Here is a 15,483-nt window from a genome sequence, read left to right as displayed (position 1 = left end):
TTCGACCCATTACGGGTGCAGGATCACCAGATCGTCCCTGTGTACGACCTCGCGTTCGTACGCCGGTCCGAGTTCGCGGGCCAGTTCCCGGGTGGAGCGGCCGAGCAGCCGGGGCAGTTCCTTGGCGTCGAAGCTGACGAGTCCCCGGGCCACCGCACGGCCCGCGGCGTCCCGCAGTTCGACGGGGTCGCCGGCGGCGAACTCGCCCTCGACGGCGGCGATCCCGGCCGGCAGCAGCGACTTGCGGCCCTCGACGACCGCGCGCACCGCCCCGTCGTCGAGGACGAGCGCCCCCTGCGGGGTGGAGGCGTGCTGGAGCCACAGCAGCCGGTCGGCGGAGCGTTTGCCGGTGGCGTGGAAGTAGGTGCCGGTGTCGCCGCCGGCCAGGGCGTCGGCGGCGTGGACCGCGCTGGTCAGCACCACGGGGATGCCGGCGGCGGCGGCGATCCGGGCCGCCTCCACCTTGGTGACCATGCCGCCGGTGCCGACACCGGCCTTGCCGGCGCTGCCGATCTCGATGTGCGCGAGGTCGGCCGGTGCGCGCACCTCGGCGATCCGGGAGGTGCCGGGCCTGCTCGGGTCGCCGTCGTAGACGCCGTCCACGTCGGACAGCAGCACCAGCAGGTCGGCGCGGACCAGGTGGGCGACGAGGGCGGCGAGGCGGTCGTTGTCGCCGAAGCGGATCTCGTCGGTGGCGACGGTGTCGTTCTCGTTGACGATCGGGAAGGCGCCCATCGCCAGCAGCTTGTCGAGCGTGCGCGAGGCGTTGCGGTGGTGGGCGCGGCGGCTCATGTCGTCGCTGGTCAGCAGGACCTGGCCGACGCGGACGCCGTAGCGGGCGAAGGAAGCGGTGTAGCGGGCGACCAGCAGGCCCTGGCCGACGCTGGCGGCGGCCTGCTGGCGGGCCAGGTCGCGGGGGCGGCGGCGCAGGCCCAGCGGGGCGAGTCCGGCGGCGATGGCGCCGGAGGAGACGAGGACGATCTCCTTGTCGGTGCCGCGCACCTTGGCGAGCACGTCGACGAGGGCGTCGACCCGGTCGGCGTCGAGGCCGCCCGCCGCGGTGGTCAGTGAGGACGAGCCGACCTTGACGACGATCCTGCGGGCCTCGCCCACGGCCTGCCTTGCCCCAGCCACTGTCGCCGTCCGCCTTCCCCGTTGCCGCTCGCGCGCCGTCGCGGGGCGCTCGCCAGGCAATCTACGCGACCGGGGCCGTGCCCCGCGCCGCGGTCCAGGCTGCGGACAGGACCCGGCGACGGCGCACGCCTCACGGGCGGCGGGACCCGTGCGCCGTCGTCGCCCGCACGGGCGGCGGGACCCGTGCGCCGTCGTCGCCCGCACGGGCGGCGGGACCCGTGCGCCGTCGTCGCCTGCAGGAGCGGCGGGCCGCGCGTGCCGTCGTCGAGGGCGGCGGCAACACGCGCGTGTCGTCGGGAGGTCGCCGCGCGTTAACCCGGACGTCCGATGCGCGACGAGCGAGCCTGGAGCGACCGCAGTGCCCCTACCCCTGCCCCGCCGCAGCCTTCCCCGCCGTCCTGCCCGCCCCCGCCTCCCGCGCCGCCCCCGCTTCCGCCTCCGCCTCCGCCTGCCGCGCCCCCGGCTCCCGCGCCTGGGGCTCCTCCGCCGGCGGGCCGCCGTCAGGCTGCTGGTCCTCGGGGTGCTCGCCACCGCCTTCGCCGCGCAGGCCGTGGGCGCCCTGCTGCCCCACGTCCCGCTGCTGCTCGCGGCGACCGCCGGTTCGCTGGCCGCCGAGGCGGTGCTGTACCGGTGGCAGCGCGGCATGGTGTCGCTGTTCGCCAAGACGCACGCCGACGTCACGGTGCGGCACGTGCTGCGGGACCTGCTGCTGGTGGTGGGCCTGCTGCGGCTCGGCGAACAGCACCGGGAGACGGTGTACGCGCCGCTCGTGGCCGGCCTGCTCGTCTTCTACGGGCTGCACTGGGCGATCCAGGCGGTCTCCGTCCTGGTCCGGCGCACCCGGACGCTGCCCGTGGTGACCCGCAACATCGACGCCTCGGCGCTGCGCCTGTCCCCGGCGCCGCCGCTGCTGCTGCGCCGGCCCGGTCCCCGGCTCGCGGCCTTCGGGCTGCCGGCGACCGCCGGGCTGCTGGCGACGGCGGCCACGGACGCGCCGGTGTACGGGGCGGCCGGCCTCGCGCTGTCCCTGGCGCTGGCGCTGGCGGGCCTCGGCGCGCTGTCGCTGCGGTTGCTGCCGGGACGGCGGCCGGCGGGCGAGCGGGAGGTGCTCGACTGGTTCGAGGCATGGCTGGCGGAGTACCGGCCCACCGTCGGCCTGTACTTCTCGGGCGGGGCGTCCTCGGCGTACCAGGCCAACATGTGGCTGGAGCCGCTCGCGCGGCTGGAGGGGCGGCCGCTGATCGTGCTGCGGGAGCGGTTCATGGTGCAGCGGATCGCGGCGACCGACATCCCCGTGGTGTGCCTGCCGAAGGTGTCCACGCTGATGCGCCTGGAGCACTCCACCCTCCGGGTCCTGCTGCACCCCTCGAACTCCGGGAAGACCTCGCAGGTCCTGCGCATCCCCACGATCAAGCACGCCTTCGTCAACCACGGGGAGAGCGACAAGCTGTCCTCGTGCAACCCGTACGCGAAGGCGTACGACGAGGTGTGGGTGGCCGGACCCGCGGCGCGCGAGCGGTACGCGCTGGCGGAGGTCGGCGTGGAGGACAAGGACGTGGTGGAGATCGGCCGTCCGCAGCTGGACGCCGTACGGCCGTACGCGGGGCCGCCCGCTCCGGGCACCCTCACGACGGTCCTGTACGCGCCGACCTGGGAGGGGTGGGACGGCAACCCCGGCAACACGTCGGTGGTGGAGGCCGGCGAGAACCTCGTACGGGCGCTGCTGGCGGACCCGGGCGTGCGGCTGCTGTACAAGCCGCATCCGCTGACGGGGTCGGTGGATCCGCGGGCGCGGGCGGCCGATCTGCGCATCCGGGAGCTGGTGCGGGCGGCGAACCGGGAGCGGGGCGGGCCCCGGCCCAAGGCGTCGGCGGCGGACGAGCTGGCCCGGCGGACGGCGGAGCTGGACCGGCTCACCACGGCCGCGTTCCGCTCCGCCGCGGACCAGGTGGAGCGGATGCTGCGGCGGGCGGCGCCGGAGCCGGGGCGGGCCGGGGCGGTGGCGCGGGCGACGGCCGCGTGGGAGGAGGCGTACTGGGCCTCGCTGCCCGCGTGGGAGCACCAGGTCGTCACGGACGCCCGGCCGCCGCTGTACGCCTGCTTCAACCGGGCGGACCTGCTGATCAGCGACGTGTCGAGCGTGATCAGCGACTTCCTGGCGAGCGGCAAGCCGTACGCGGTGGCCAACACCAGCGGGCTGGCCGAGGACGGGTTCCGCAAGTCGTTCCCGACGGTGGCCGCGGCGACCGTGCTCACGCCGGACGCGACCGGGGTGCCCGCGCTGCTGGACGCGGTCCGGCACCCGGAGCGGGACGAACTGGCCGGGGCCCGCGCCGAGTTGGCCCTGCGCCTGCTGGGTCCGGCCGAACCGTCGTCCCAGGAGCGCTTCGCCGGTGCGGTACGGGCCCTGTACGCGACGGCCGGGGAGCACCGGGCCCGGATGACGGAGCGGCTCGCGACGGAACTCCCGCTCCCCGGCCCCCGGCAGAAGCCCGCACCGCTCCCCAGCGCCGCCGCCCCGGAATCACGGACCCGCCGCTGACCCGGGGCCCGGTGGGGGTCAGCCCCGCCGGTGGAGGTCAGCCCCGCCGGTGGCGCCAGCCCTGCCAGGCGGAGTCGATCATGGCGTCCAGGCCGTGGCGGGCCGACCAGCCGAGTTCCTCGCGGGCGCGGTCGGCCGAGGCCACGACGCGGGCCGGGTCGCCGGGCCGGCGTCCGGTCACGTGCGGGGCGATGTCCTGCTTGCCGGTGACCTTGAGGATGAGGTCCACCATCTCGCGGACCGAACTGCCCTCGCCGCGCCCGATGTTGAGGGTGAGGGACGTGCCCTCGGGGGCGTCCGCCAGGCGCCGGGCCGCCGCGAGGTGGGCGGAGGCGACGTCCAGGACGTGGATGTAGTCCCGCACACACGTACCGTCCGGCGTGGCGTAGTCGTCGCCGAAGACGGCCGGGGCGTCGCCCGACTCCAGGCGCTCGAAGACCATGGGGACGAGGTTGAAGACACCGGCGTCGGACAGTTCGGGGGCGGCCGCGCCCGCGACGTTGAAGTAGCGCAGGCAGGCCGCGCGGATGCCGTGGGCCCGGGCGGCGGCGCCGATCAGCCACTCGCCGACCAGCTTGGTCTCGCCGTAGGGGCTCATCGGCAGGCAGGGGGTGTCCTCCGTGACGAGGTCCACGTCGGGCATGCCGTAGACGGCGGCGGACGAGGAGAAGACGAGGCGGCCGACACCGGTCGCGGTCATGGCCTCCAGGAGGGTCTGCAGACCCGTCACGTTCTCCCGGTAGTAGTGGAGCGGCCGCTCGACCGACTCCCCCACCTGCTTCTTGGCCGCGATGTGCACCACACCTGTCACAGCATGGTCACGAATCGCGCCTTCCAGAGCGGCTCCGTCCAGCACGCTGCCGACCACCAGCGGCACGCCCTCGGGCAGCCGGTCGGCGCTGCCGGTGGACAGGTCGTCGTACACGACCACGTGCTCACCGCCGTCGGCCAGGGCGCGCACCACATGCGCGCCGATGTACCCGGCTCCACCCGTGACCAGCCAGCTCATCCTCATGCCTCCCAGGTCTTCGTCACTGGGTGCAGACTCGTTCGTGCGACGGCGAAAATCGAGTCGGGCACTTGGGGTGGAAGGCGACGGAAGTCAATAAAGAGGACAGCGGGGCTGAATGTGAGGAAGTTCTCCAGCCCTTGTGAAGCGAGCGTTTCCGGATCCCGCTCCCGGGCATTTCCCGCTGTGACAGGGCACAGACTGTCCGACTACCGTGCCAGCGGAAACTTCGCGTGAATCCTTTACGCTGATGCGGCGGCGCGCTCCAGGCCCGACGGCGGCTCCAGGCCCCAACGGCGCCGGGAGCGCGTTCCGGTCCCAGCCCGCGGTCCCGTGGTCAGTTCTCGGAACAGGTTGTAAGGATGCCCAAACTCTCTCTCGTCGTCCCCGTGTACAAGGTGCAGGGCTATCTGCCCGAGTGCCTTGACTCCGTACTCGGGCAGGACTGCACGGACTTCGAGATCATCGCGGTCGACGACTGTTCGCCGGACGGGTCAGGGGCCATTCTCGACGAGTACGCGAAACGGGACGCCCGGATTCATGTGATTCACCTCACGGAAAACGTGGGCCTGGGTCGCGCGCGGAACGCCGGCCTGGAAAAGGCCACGGGTGATTACGTATTGTTCCTGGACAGTGACGACACGTTGTCCGACGGTGCGTTGTCCGCCCTGTGCGACCGGCTCGAAGCGACCGGAAATCCCGAGATTCTCGTCTTCGACTACGCCCGCACCTACTGGGACGGCAGGGTCCGCCCCAACCTGCGGGCCGACCTGCTCCGGCAGAAGGGCCCGGACGTCTTCCGCCTCGCCGAGCGCCCCCAGCTGCTCGACCTGCTGCAGATCGTCTGGAACAAGGCCTACCGGCGCGACTTCATCGCCCGGGCCCAGCTCACCTTCCCGCCCGGGTACTACGAGGACGCCCCCTGGACGTTCTGTTCCATGATCACCGCCGAGCGGATCGCCGTGCTGGACCGCGTCTGCGTCCACTACCGGCAGCGCCGCGAAGGCGGCAACATCCTCAAGACGGTCAGCCGCAAGCACTTCGACGTCTTCGACCAGTACGCCCGGGTCTTCGACTACCTGGACGCGCACGAGGAACTCGCCGAGTGGCGGGGCCCGTTGTTCCGCAAGATGATTGACCACTACCTGACGATCCTGGAGCGCCCGGGGCGCCTGCCGCAGGACGCGCGGGCGGAGTTCTTCCACCGCGCCTCGGCCGACTACCGCGCCCGTGTGCCGAAGGGCTTCACGCGGCCCGGCGGGGGCCGCGGCCACAAGTACGGGATGCTGGAGCGCGACGCGTACACCACGATGGTGAGCGCCCTGGCGGCGGTGAAGCTCCGCCAGCGGGTCAGGTCCCGCACCCGCACCGCGATCAACCGGTCCAAGCGCGGCGCGATGGGCGCCTTCTACCAGTCGCAGCTCAGGATGCCGCTGGACGACGACCTGGTGCTCTTCTCCGCGTACTGGAGCCGCAGCGTCTCCTGCAACCCGGCCGCCATCGACGCCGAACTGGCCCGGCTGGCCCCGCACATGCGCCGCGTGTGGGCGGTCCGCGCGGAGGACGCGGGCCGGGTGCCCAAGGGCGTGCGGGTGGTCCGGGTCGGCTCGCGCGAGTACTGGGCGGCCCTCGCCCGCGCCAAGTACCTCGTGAACAACGTGAACTTCCCGGACGCGGTGGTGAAGCGGGAGGGCCAGGTCCATGTGCAGACCCACCACGGCACGCCGCTGAAGACCATGGGCCTGGACCAGCAGAAGTACCCGGCCTCCACCGACATGGACTTCGTCAAGCTCCTGGAGCGGTGCGACCGCTGGGACTACAGCATCAGCTCCAACCGGTTCTCGACCGTGGTCTGGGAGCGGGTCTACCCCTGCTCGTACACCACCCTGGAGACCGGCTACCCGCGCAACGACGTCCTCGTCAACGCCACCTCCGAGGACGTGCGCGCCGCCCGCGCGGCGCTGGGACTGGCCGACGGCGCCAAGGCGTTCCTGTACATGCCGACGCACCGCGAGTACCAGCCCGGCTTCACCCCGCCGCTGGACCTGGCCCGGCTCGCCGACGAACTCGGCCCGGACGTGACCCTGCTGGTGCGCGGCCACTACTTCTACGGCAGCTCCCCGCACTTCGCCGAACTGCGCCGCACCGGCCGGATCGTCGACGTGTCCGACCACGCCCGGGTGGAGGAGCTGTACCTCGCCGCCGACGCCCTGATCACGGACTACTCCTCGGCGATGTTCGACTACGCCGTGCTCGACCGCCCGGTCATCAGCTACGTCCCCGACTGGGACGTCTACTCGGCGGTGCGCGGCACCTACTTCGACCTGCTCCAGGAACCGCCCGGCGCGGTGGCCACCACGCAGGCGGAACTGCTGCGGCTGCTCGCATCCGGTGCGTACGACAGCCCGGAGACCACCGAGCGCCGGGACGCCTTCCGCCGGCGTTTCTGCGAATTCGACGACGGACACGCAGCCGAACGCGTCGTGCGACGCGTCTTCCTCGGTGAGGAGACCCCGCTGCCCGTCGTTCCCTTCGACGAACGCCACCACGCCCCGACCCCCGCCCAGGCGCTCGAACTGGTCGAGCGGGCCTGACCCCGAAAGGAGATCACCAAGCCATGGCCCCTCGGCTCAGTGTCATCGTCCCCATCTACGACGTGGAGCGTTACCTCCCCGCCTGTCTGGACTCGCTCGCGGCGCAGACGTTCCGCGACTTCGAGGTCCTGATGGTGGACGACGGTTCACCGGACGGCTCCGCCGCCATCGCCGAGGAGTACGCCTCCCGCGACTCGCGCTTCAAGCTCATACGCAAGGAGAACGGCGGCCTCGGCGCCGCCCGCAACACCGGCATGGCGCACCTGGCGCCGGAGTCGGAGTTCCTGACCTTCGTCGACAGCGACGACCTGATACCGCCGGACGCCTACCGGCTCATGGTCGGCAGCCTCGACGAGAGCGGCTCGGACTTCGCCACGGGCAACGTCTTCCACCTCAGGGGGGAGAAGTCCTGGCAGGTCCCGCTGATGCGGATGCTGGCCGGGGAGGCGCGGGTGGGCACCCACATATCCCGCTACGCCAAACTGGTCGCCGACCGCATCGCCTGCAACAAGGTCTTCCGCCGCAGCTTCTGGGAGAAGCACGGCTTCGCCTTCCCCGAGGGCCGGCTGTACGAGGACACCCCGGTCACGATGCGGGCCCACTACCTGGCCGAGAGCGTCGACGTCATCTCGGAGCCCTGCTACTACTGGCGGCTGCGCGAGGGCGAGTCCGCCCCGTCGATCACGCAGCGCCGCACCGACCCGGCCGGCGTGCGCGACCGCGTCACCTCCGTGATGGAGATCAGCGCGTTCCTCGCCGAGCAGCCCGGCGAGACGTACGCCCGCCTCAAGCGCGAGTACGACACCCGTGTCCTCCGTGACGACCTGCGGCTGTTCCTCAACGTGGTGCCGGACGGCGACGAGGAGTACCGGGCGGAGTTCCTGCGCTCGGCCAACCGCTTCCTGGACAGCATCGACCCGAAGGTCGTCATGGGCCTCCCGGCCGAGCTGCGCGTGCAGTGGCTGCTGGTGCGCAAGCACCAGATGGAGGAGCTGATCGCCCTGCTGGCCGGCCAGCGCCGCCGGGAGACGCCCGAGGTCAGCGGCCTGGTCCGCAAGTACGCCTCGTGGCCCTCCCTGGAAGGTGCCGATCTGCACCTGCCCAAGGAGGCGCTGCGGATCGACCAGCACCTGAACATGCGCGCCCCGTTGCAGGAGGTGAGCTGGGTCGGCGGCAAGCTGGTGCTGGCCGGCAACGCCTGGATCGACAAGATCGACCTGCCGACGCGCAAGGCCTCGGTCAAGGTCCTCCAGCTGCGCAAGGACCGCTCCCGCCGCCGCATCCTGCTGCCCGCCCGCAACGTCCAGCGTCCCGAGGTCACCACCGACTCCGGCCAGGACCGCTACAACTACGACTGGGCCGGCTGGGAGGTCACCATCGACCCCGCCCGGCTCCGCAAGGGCGGCGAGTGGCAGGAGGCCGTGTGGCACGTGGGCCTCGGCATCTTCGCCTCCGGCCTGGTGCGGCGCCACGCCGTCCACTCCAGCGGCGGCGCGGCCTGCAACTTCCCCCCGTACCACTGGCTGAGCCCCGACTTCCGGCTGCTGCCGTCCATCGAGCGCGGCGCCCTGAAGCTGCGTATCGAGAAGGTCCGCGCGCTGATCACCGGCCGCACCCTGGAGGGCGACCGGATCAAGGTCACCGGTGAGATCCGCGAGCCCCTCGCGGCGGGCGAGCAGGTGGTCCTGCGGGTCAAGAACCAGAAGGGCGCCGAGACCCTCGAGTACCCGGTCGCCGTGACCCGCGAGGGCGGCACGCAGGCGTTCTCGGTCGAGGTGCCGGTGGCCGATGTGGCGCTGGTCTTCCACGAGGGCGTCGACGAGAAGGCCCAGCCGGAGAAGCGCACCTGGTCCACGGTGCTGGTCGCCACCGACCCGCAGGGCAAGGAGCGCCGCTTCGGCACCGTGATGCAGGAAGGGCTGTCCGACGCCGAGTTCCCGCTGCCCGCCTCGCTGGGCAGCCAGGCTCACCTGGTCCAGCTCGCCGTGGTGGCCGGCCACACCGGCTTCCTGAAGTTCTCCGGCCGCACCCGCCGCGCGGTGATCGACACCGCCTCCGTGCGCGACGGCCGGATCGCCCTCACCGGGCACGCCGACCCGCGGCTGACCGGCTCGCGCTTCCTGCTCAAGCCGCGCAACCGCTACGAGGAGCGGTTCGTCGAGACCCGGTGGCTGTCCGACGGCCGCTTCGAGGTCGCCTTCGACCCCTCCCGGCTCGGCGGCGACGGCAGCGTCCCGCTGCGCGCCGGCCGCTGGAACCTCTGGCTGCGTCCCGAGGAGGAGGGCGTGCCCGACGTGCCCTTCGTCGTGGACCGGCTGGCCGCGGACTCCTTCCCGGTCCAGGCCGAGCTGGGCGGGCGCCGCTACTGGCTGGAGAACCGCTGGGGCGACTTCCCGCAGCTCAACGCCCGCTCCGAGCTGAGCGACCTGGAGCGCGGCCCGTTCCGCCAGCGGCAGCTGCGCAAGGAGGTCTACGAGCCCCTGTTCCAGCAGCCGCTGAAGGACCAGGTCTTCTACCTGAGCTACAACGGCAAGCAGTTCTCGGACAGCCCGCGCGCGATGTACGAGGAGCTGGTGCGCCGCGGCACCGACGTGAAGCACCTGTGGGCGGTCCGCGACGGCCAGGTCGCGCTGCCGGAGGGTGTGGAGCGGGTCCGCATGTGGGGCCGGGAGTGGTACGAGGCGCTGGCCTCCAGCCGCTACATCGTCACCAACGCCCACCTTCCCGACTGGATCGTGCGCCGTCCCGGCCAGTCCATCGTGCAGACCTGGCACGGCACGATGCTGAAGAAGATCGGGCACGACATCGACACGCTGCACTTCGACCGGCGCTACCAGGAGAAGCTGGCGCTGGAGGCCAAGCAGTGGAGCCTGCTGGTCTCCTCCAACCGCTTCAGCACGCCGATCCTGAAGCGCGCGTTCTCCTACCACGGTGAGATCCAGGAGGCGGGCTACCCCCGCAACGACTACCTGTACTCGCCCGACCGGGACGCGATCGCGGCGCGGGTCAGGGAGCAGCTCGGCCTGCCCGAGGGCAAGAAGGTCGTCCTGTACGCGCCGACCTGGCGGGACGACCAGTCGCACAGCGCCGGCCAGTACCTGTTCGACCTGCGCATCGACCTCGAGGACGCCCAGCGGCGCCTCGGTGACGACCACGTGCTGCTGATCCGCCGCCACTCCAACGTGGTGGACGCGGTGCCGGGCGCCGGCAACGGGTTCGTGTGGGACGTCTCGGAGTACCCGGACATCGCCGACCTGTACCTCGCGGCCGACATCATGATCACGGACTACTCGTCGGTGATGTTCGACTACGCGCACCTGAAGCGGCCGATGCTGTTCTTCACGTACGACCTGGAGCACTACCGGGACACGCTGCGCGGGTTCTACTTCGACTTCGAGCAGGACTCGCCCGGCCCGCTGATCGACAACTCCAAGGAACTCGTCGACGCGATCCGGGACATCGACCAGGTCCAGGCGGAGTACCAGGACCGGTTCGACCGCTTCCACCACCTGTTCTGCGACCTGGACGACGGCAGCGCCTCCGCGCGGGTCGTCGACCGGATGCTGGAGCAGGCGCGGGAGAGCTGACCGGCGCACGACGCGAAGAGGGCGGGGCCCGGAGGAGATCCTCCGGGCCCCGCCCTCATGTGCGCGCGCCGGCCGGGGTCAGAGCCGTACGGTCTTCACCGCGAACTGGCAGGCGGCGGTGAAGTAGGGCCGCAGTTCCGTGCGCCGGCGGGTGGGCGGCAGCGGCGCGGGCGTCCGGCCCAGCGCCCTGCTGGACTTGCGCACCGCCCGGGTCAGCACGGTCGGCGGCGCCGCCACGGTCTCGCTGATCCTCGGACGCGGGAAGGTGAACACGTTGATCGGGGCCAGGACGTCGGTCGCCAGCTTGGCCAGCGGCACCCGGGGCGCGCCGGCCGCCGGGCGGAGCGAGAAGTCCCAGATGACTTCCTTCTCGTCGTCGTCGGAGTGCTCCCGCACCAGCGCGGCGCAGTCGATGTCCGTCGCCACCCGGCCGTCGCCCTCGTCGCGCAGCGGGAAGGTCAGCACCCGCGTCTTGTCCTTGCGGTGCACGGCCTCCACGACGGCGCCCGCGTCCGGCCGGGCACCCCACAGCTCGGCCCGTACGGCGATGGTGCCCTCGTCGACCCTGACCGGGCCGACCTCGGCGTGCACCTCGCGCAGCGCGCTGCGCAGCCGCAGGCCGCCGTCCTCGTGCCGGTGCGGCAGGAGCAGCGCCAGGGACGGCCCCTGGGGGCGGGGCAGCTCGACGGCGAGCAGGTCCCGGGTGTCGCAGCCGTAGCCGTCGGTGCCGAGCGCCACCTCGCGCTCGCCCCCGCGGGCGGACAGGGTCAGCTCCCAGGTGCCGTGCGGCAGCCCCGCGTCCCAGGGCACGACGGCGTCACCGGCGGCGGAGAACGGGAAGCGGTACTCCCCCGCGGCGGCGGTGCCCTTGCGCAGCACGAGGTCGGCCTGCCCGGCGCTCGGCGGCAGCGCGCCCACGGCGACGTGGACCGAGCCCTCCCGGTCGACGCGGGCCGTGGCGTGCCGGGGCAGCTCCTTGCGGGCGAGGGCCTCCTGGATGATGGCCTCGAAGCGTTCCCGGCTGGCCCGCTCGTGGAAGCGCTCGGCGTTGCGGACGGCGGCGGCCGCCATCTTGCGCCGCAGTCCGTCGTCCTGGACCAGCGTCCGGATCGCCTCGGCCATCGCGTCGACGTCACCGCGCGGCACGATCAGCCCGTCCTCGCCGTCGGTGAGGATGTTGCGCGGCCCGTGGTCGGCGTCCGTGGAGACGACGGGCAGTCCGGCGGCCATCGCCTCGACGACGACGTTGCCGAACGCCTCCCGCTTCGAGGGCAGGACGAAGACCGAGCCCTTGCCGAACTCGGGCGTGACGGGCGAGGTCTGGCCCATCAGCAGGATGCTGTTGGACAGCCCCAGTTCCTCGATGCGGGCCCGCAGCCTGTTCTTCTCGGCGCCGTGGCCGTAGATGCGCAGGGTCCAGTCCGGGGCGACGGCGTGGACCTTGGCGAAGGCCTCGATCAGCAGGGCGTGGTTCTTGTTGTCGGTCAGGTGACCGGCCGAGACCACGACCTTGTTGGTGCCGGTGGAGCGGATGGCGGAGGCGGGCACGCAGTTGGGCATCACCGCGAGGCGGTTGGCGACCGCCGGCACCTGCTTGGCGATGGCGGCGACCTCCTCCGGCGTGAGCGCGGTGAGGGCGTCCAGGGACCGGTAGGCCGGGAAGAGGCGTTCCTTGATGTCCGTGGCGTAGATGGCCGGCATCGAGTGCTCCTGAGTGATCTTCAGGTAGTCACCGCGTGCCTGCGCCAGCATGATCGTGTTCCGCGGGCTGGAGCTGACGACCACGTCGGCGTCGGTGTTCTCCAGGTACTCCAGCAGCCGGAGTTCCGCGAGCCGGCTCACCACCGGCGTCTTGGCGCCGGCGTTGAGGGGGTAGACCAGCGGGAACTTGTCGGACAGCGGGTCGTCCACGTCGGACACCGGCGAGTGGGGACGCATGTCGCTGAGCACCCGCACGGACACCCTGGGGTCCAGCGGGAAGTACGACTCGTCGCGCACCTTGCGCAGCGCCACGATCTCGACGTCGTGCCGCTCGGCCAGCGCCCCGGCGAGGTTCTGCGTCGCGCTGACCACGCCCCCCATGTGGCACAGGTCCCGGACGAGGAATGCGATCTTCACTTGGCGGCTTCTCTCTGCTCCCGGAAACGGCTGGTCAATCCGTTCCCCCACCCCGGGCCACGCGACTGTGGCCACATCCTCCCCACAACGTACACATGGATGTTCGACAACGGATCACGGCCCCGACACACCTGTGTAACCCTGCGGGCGGCAGCACGCCGCCCGCAGGGCCGGGCCGAGTCCCAGGGGTCGGGTACCGGGCCTAGAAGGGCTCGAAACCGTCGAACTCCCGCTCCACCTCGTCGCGTTCCGCGTCGCGGTCCCGGCGGCGCTGTGCCGCCGGGCGCGGGGCCTCGAAACGGTGGTCCTCGCCGCGGCGGCCGAGCATCTCGGCGCCGGCCGTCACCGACGGCTCCCAGTCGAAGACGACCGCGTTGTCCTCGGGGCCGATGGCCACGCCGTCGCCGCCCCGCGCGCCCGCCTTCAGCAGCCGCTCCTCGACACCGAGGCGGTTGAGCCGGTCGGCGAGGTAGCCGACGGCCTCGTCGTTGTTGAAGTCGGTCTGGCGCACCCAGCGTTCGGGCTTCTCGCCCCGCACGCGGAACAGGCCGTCCTCCTCGCGGGTGACGGTGAAGCCCGCCTCGTCCACGGCCTTGGGCCGGATGACGATCCGCGTGGCCTCCTCCTTGGGGCGGGCCGCGCGCGCCTGGGCCACGAACTCGGCCAGCGCGAAGGACAGCTCCCTGAGCCCCATGTGGGCCACCGCCGACACCTCGAAGACGCGGTAGCCGCGCGCCTCCAGGTCGGGGCGGACCATCTCGGCGAGGTCCTTGCCGTCGGGTACGTCGATCTTGTTGAGGACGACGATCCGGGGCCGGTTGTCCAGGCCGCCGTACTCCCTGAGTTCCGCCTCGATGATGTCCAGGTCGGAGACCGGGTCGCGGTCGGACTCCAGCGTCGCCGTGTCCAGGACGTGCACCAGCACGCTGCACCGCTCGACGTGCCGCAGGAACTCCAGGCCGAGGCCCTTGCCCTGGCTGGCGCCCGGGATGAGGCCGGGGACGTCCGCGACGGTGTAGACGGTCTCGCCGGCCGTCACCACGCCCAGGTTCGGGACGAGCGTCGTGAAGGGGTAGTCGGCGATCTTCGGCTTGGCCGCGCTCAGTACGGAGATCAGCGAGGACTTGCCGGCGCTCGGGTAGCCGACCAGCGCCACGTCGGCGACGGTCTTCAGCTCCAGGACGATGTCCCCGAGGTCTCCCGGCTCACCGAGCAGCGCGAAGCCGGGGGCCTTGCGGCGCGCGGACGCGAGGGCCGCGTTGCCGAGGCCGCCCCGGCCGCCCTGCGCGGCGACGTACGACGTGCCGTTGCCGACCAGGTCGGCCAGCACGTTGCCCGCCTTGTCGAGGACCACGGTGCCGTCGGGCACGGGCAGGACCAGGTCCTGGCCGTCCTTGCCGGAGCGGTTGCCGCCCTCGCCGGGCTTGCCGTTGGTGGCCTTGCGGTGCGGGGAGTGGTGGTACTCGAGGAGCGTGGTCACCGACTGGTCGACGGTGAGGATCACGTCGCCGCCCCGGCCGCCGTTGCCGCCGTCCGGGCCGCCGAGCGGCTTGAACTTCTCACGGTGGACGGAGGCACAGCCGTGGCCTCCGCTACCCGCGGCGACGTGCAGCTCGACGCGGTCCACGAAGGTGGTCATGGGATGTGCCTCCAGTTACCGGTTACTACTTACTACGGGAATGTCTCGTGGGTGTCTCTTGGGTAACACGCGAAAGGCGGACCCGCTTCCCCTCGGGGGAAGTGAGGTCCGCCTCGCGAAAGTGTCCGATCAGGCGACCGGAACGATGTTCACGACCTTGCGGCCGCGGTGGGTGCCGAACTGCACCGCACCGGCCTGCAGGGCGAACAGCGTGTCGTCGCCGCCGCGGCCGACGCCCGCACCCGGGTGGAAGTGGGTGCCGCGCTGGCGGACCAGGATCTCGCCCGCGTTGACGGCCTGACCACCGAAGCGCTTCACGCCGAGGCGCTGAGCGTTGGAGTCACGACCGTTACGGGTGGACGATGCGCCCTTCTTGTGTGCCATCTCTCCTCAGTCCCTTACTTCGCAGCCGCGGGGATCTCAGTGACCTTGATCGCCGTGTACTGCTGGCGGTGGCCCTGACGACGGCGGTAGCCGGTCTTGTTCTTGTAGCGCAGAATGTCGATCTTCTGGCCCTTGTGGTGGTCCACGACCTCGGCCTGGACCTTGATGCCGGCCAGCACCCACGGGTCGCTGGTCACAGCGTCGCCGTCGACCACGAGCAGGGTCGAGAGCTCGACCGTGTCGCCGACCTTGGCGGTGGAAATCTTGTCAACCTCAACGATGTCGCCGACAGCAACCTTGTGCTGGCGACCACCGCTGCGCACGATGGCGTACACGCGGATCTCACTCTCTCGCTCGGGAACGGCACCCCCGCAGTCCAGCCGCCCGGTGACACACGCGAACGGCCTCTCCCGGTCAGGGCCCATACGGTCCGCATCCGGAAGGAAGAAGGTTTACGGGGATGTGACGCGTCAGTC

9 protein-coding genes are annotated in these 15,483 nt (G+C 71.8%); 3 read left to right on the top strand and 6 right to left on the bottom strand.

Annotation, left to right across the window (positions count from 1 at the left end; translation table 11 throughout):
* Positions 1-9: 9 nt before the first annotated feature.
* On the bottom strand, positions 10-1,134 hold the full coding sequence (proB, locus tag ACFIF2_RS05875; RefSeq protein WP_395571419.1) for a glutamate 5-kinase: 1,125 nt from the start codon (positions 1,132-1,134) through the stop codon (positions 10-12).
* 472 nt (positions 1,135-1,606) lie between these two features.
* Between proB and ACFIF2_RS05870 the strand changes: the two genes are divergently transcribed.
* Positions 1,607-3,676 carry a hypothetical protein gene (locus ACFIF2_RS05870; RefSeq protein ID WP_395571657.1) on the top strand — a complete coding sequence of 690 codons (2,070 nt, stop codon included), beginning with the start codon at positions 1,607-1,609 and terminating at the stop codon, positions 3,674-3,676.
* Positions 3,677-3,713: 37 nt separating this feature from the next.
* Here ACFIF2_RS05870 and galE read toward each other — a convergent pair whose 3' ends face one another.
* Entirely contained in the window at positions 3,714-4,685 is a 972-nt protein-coding gene (gene galE / locus ACFIF2_RS05865; protein ID WP_395571418.1) for a UDP-glucose 4-epimerase GalE, read from the bottom strand.
* Positions 4,686-5,047: 362 nt separating this feature from the next.
* Between galE and ACFIF2_RS05860 the strand changes: the two genes are divergently transcribed.
* On the top strand, positions 5,048-7,279 hold the full coding sequence (locus ACFIF2_RS05860; protein WP_395571417.1) for a CDP-glycerol glycerophosphotransferase family protein: 2,232 nt from the start codon (positions 5,048-5,050) through the stop codon (positions 7,277-7,279).
* Positions 7,280-7,302: 23 nt separating this feature from the next.
* Positions 7,303-10,866: a CDP-glycerol glycerophosphotransferase family protein gene (locus tag ACFIF2_RS05855; RefSeq protein WP_395571416.1), complete on the top strand. Its 3,564-nt coding sequence runs from the start codon at positions 7,303-7,305 to the stop codon at positions 10,864-10,866.
* Between the two features lie 78 nt (positions 10,867-10,944).
* On the opposite strand, the gene ACFIF2_RS05850 is transcribed toward ACFIF2_RS05855, so the two are convergent.
* From ACFIF2_RS05850 to rplU, 4 genes are all read right to left on the bottom strand, one after another.
* Positions 10,945-12,984, bottom strand: a complete 2,040-nt coding sequence (locus ACFIF2_RS05850) for a glycosyltransferase family 4 protein (protein WP_395571415.1) — start codon at positions 12,982-12,984, stop codon at positions 10,945-10,947.
* Positions 12,985-13,186: 202 nt separating this feature from the next.
* Positions 13,187-14,623 carry a GTPase ObgE gene (obgE, locus tag ACFIF2_RS05845; protein ID WP_395571414.1) on the bottom strand — a complete coding sequence of 479 codons (1,437 nt, stop codon included), beginning with the start codon at positions 14,621-14,623 and terminating at the stop codon, positions 13,187-13,189.
* 129 nt (positions 14,624-14,752) lie between these two features.
* Positions 14,753-15,007: a 50S ribosomal protein L27 gene (rpmA, locus tag ACFIF2_RS05840; protein WP_003976205.1), complete on the bottom strand. Its 255-nt coding sequence runs from the start codon at positions 15,005-15,007 to the stop codon at positions 14,753-14,755.
* A gap of 14 nt (positions 15,008-15,021) precedes the next feature.
* A complete protein-coding gene (rplU, locus tag ACFIF2_RS05835; protein WP_004931419.1) occupies positions 15,022-15,342 on the bottom strand; it encodes a 50S ribosomal protein L21 in 321 nt (106 codons plus the stop codon).
* Positions 15,343-15,483 lie beyond the last annotated feature (141 nt).

Source organism: Streptomyces sp. BK79, from assembly GCF_044142145.1.
Classification (GTDB): Bacteria; Actinomycetota; Actinomycetes; order Streptomycetales; family Streptomycetaceae; genus Streptomyces.
Note: the sequence above shows the minus strand (reverse complement) of the source record. Positions and strands in the feature narration are given on the sequence as shown.

What these genes read in the sequence shown, in the direction of transcription:
- obgE (WP_395571414.1), bottom strand. Translation starts at nt 14,623, where the DNA reads ATGACCACCTTCGTGGACCGCGTCGAGCTGCACGTCGCCGCGGGTAGC.
- ACFIF2_RS05860 (WP_395571417.1), top strand. Translation starts at nt 5,048, where the DNA reads ATGCCCAAACTCTCTCTCGTCGTCCCCGTGTACAAGGTGCAGGGCTAT.
- rpmA (WP_003976205.1), bottom strand. Translation starts at nt 15,007, where the DNA reads ATGGCACACAAGAAGGGCGCATCGTCCACCCGTAACGGTCGTGACTCC.
- galE (WP_395571418.1), bottom strand. Translation starts at nt 4,685, where the DNA reads ATGAGCTGGCTGGTCACGGGTGGAGCCGGGTACATCGGCGCGCATGTG.
- ACFIF2_RS05855 (WP_395571416.1), top strand. Translation starts at nt 7,303, where the DNA reads ATGGCCCCTCGGCTCAGTGTCATCGTCCCCATCTACGACGTGGAGCGT.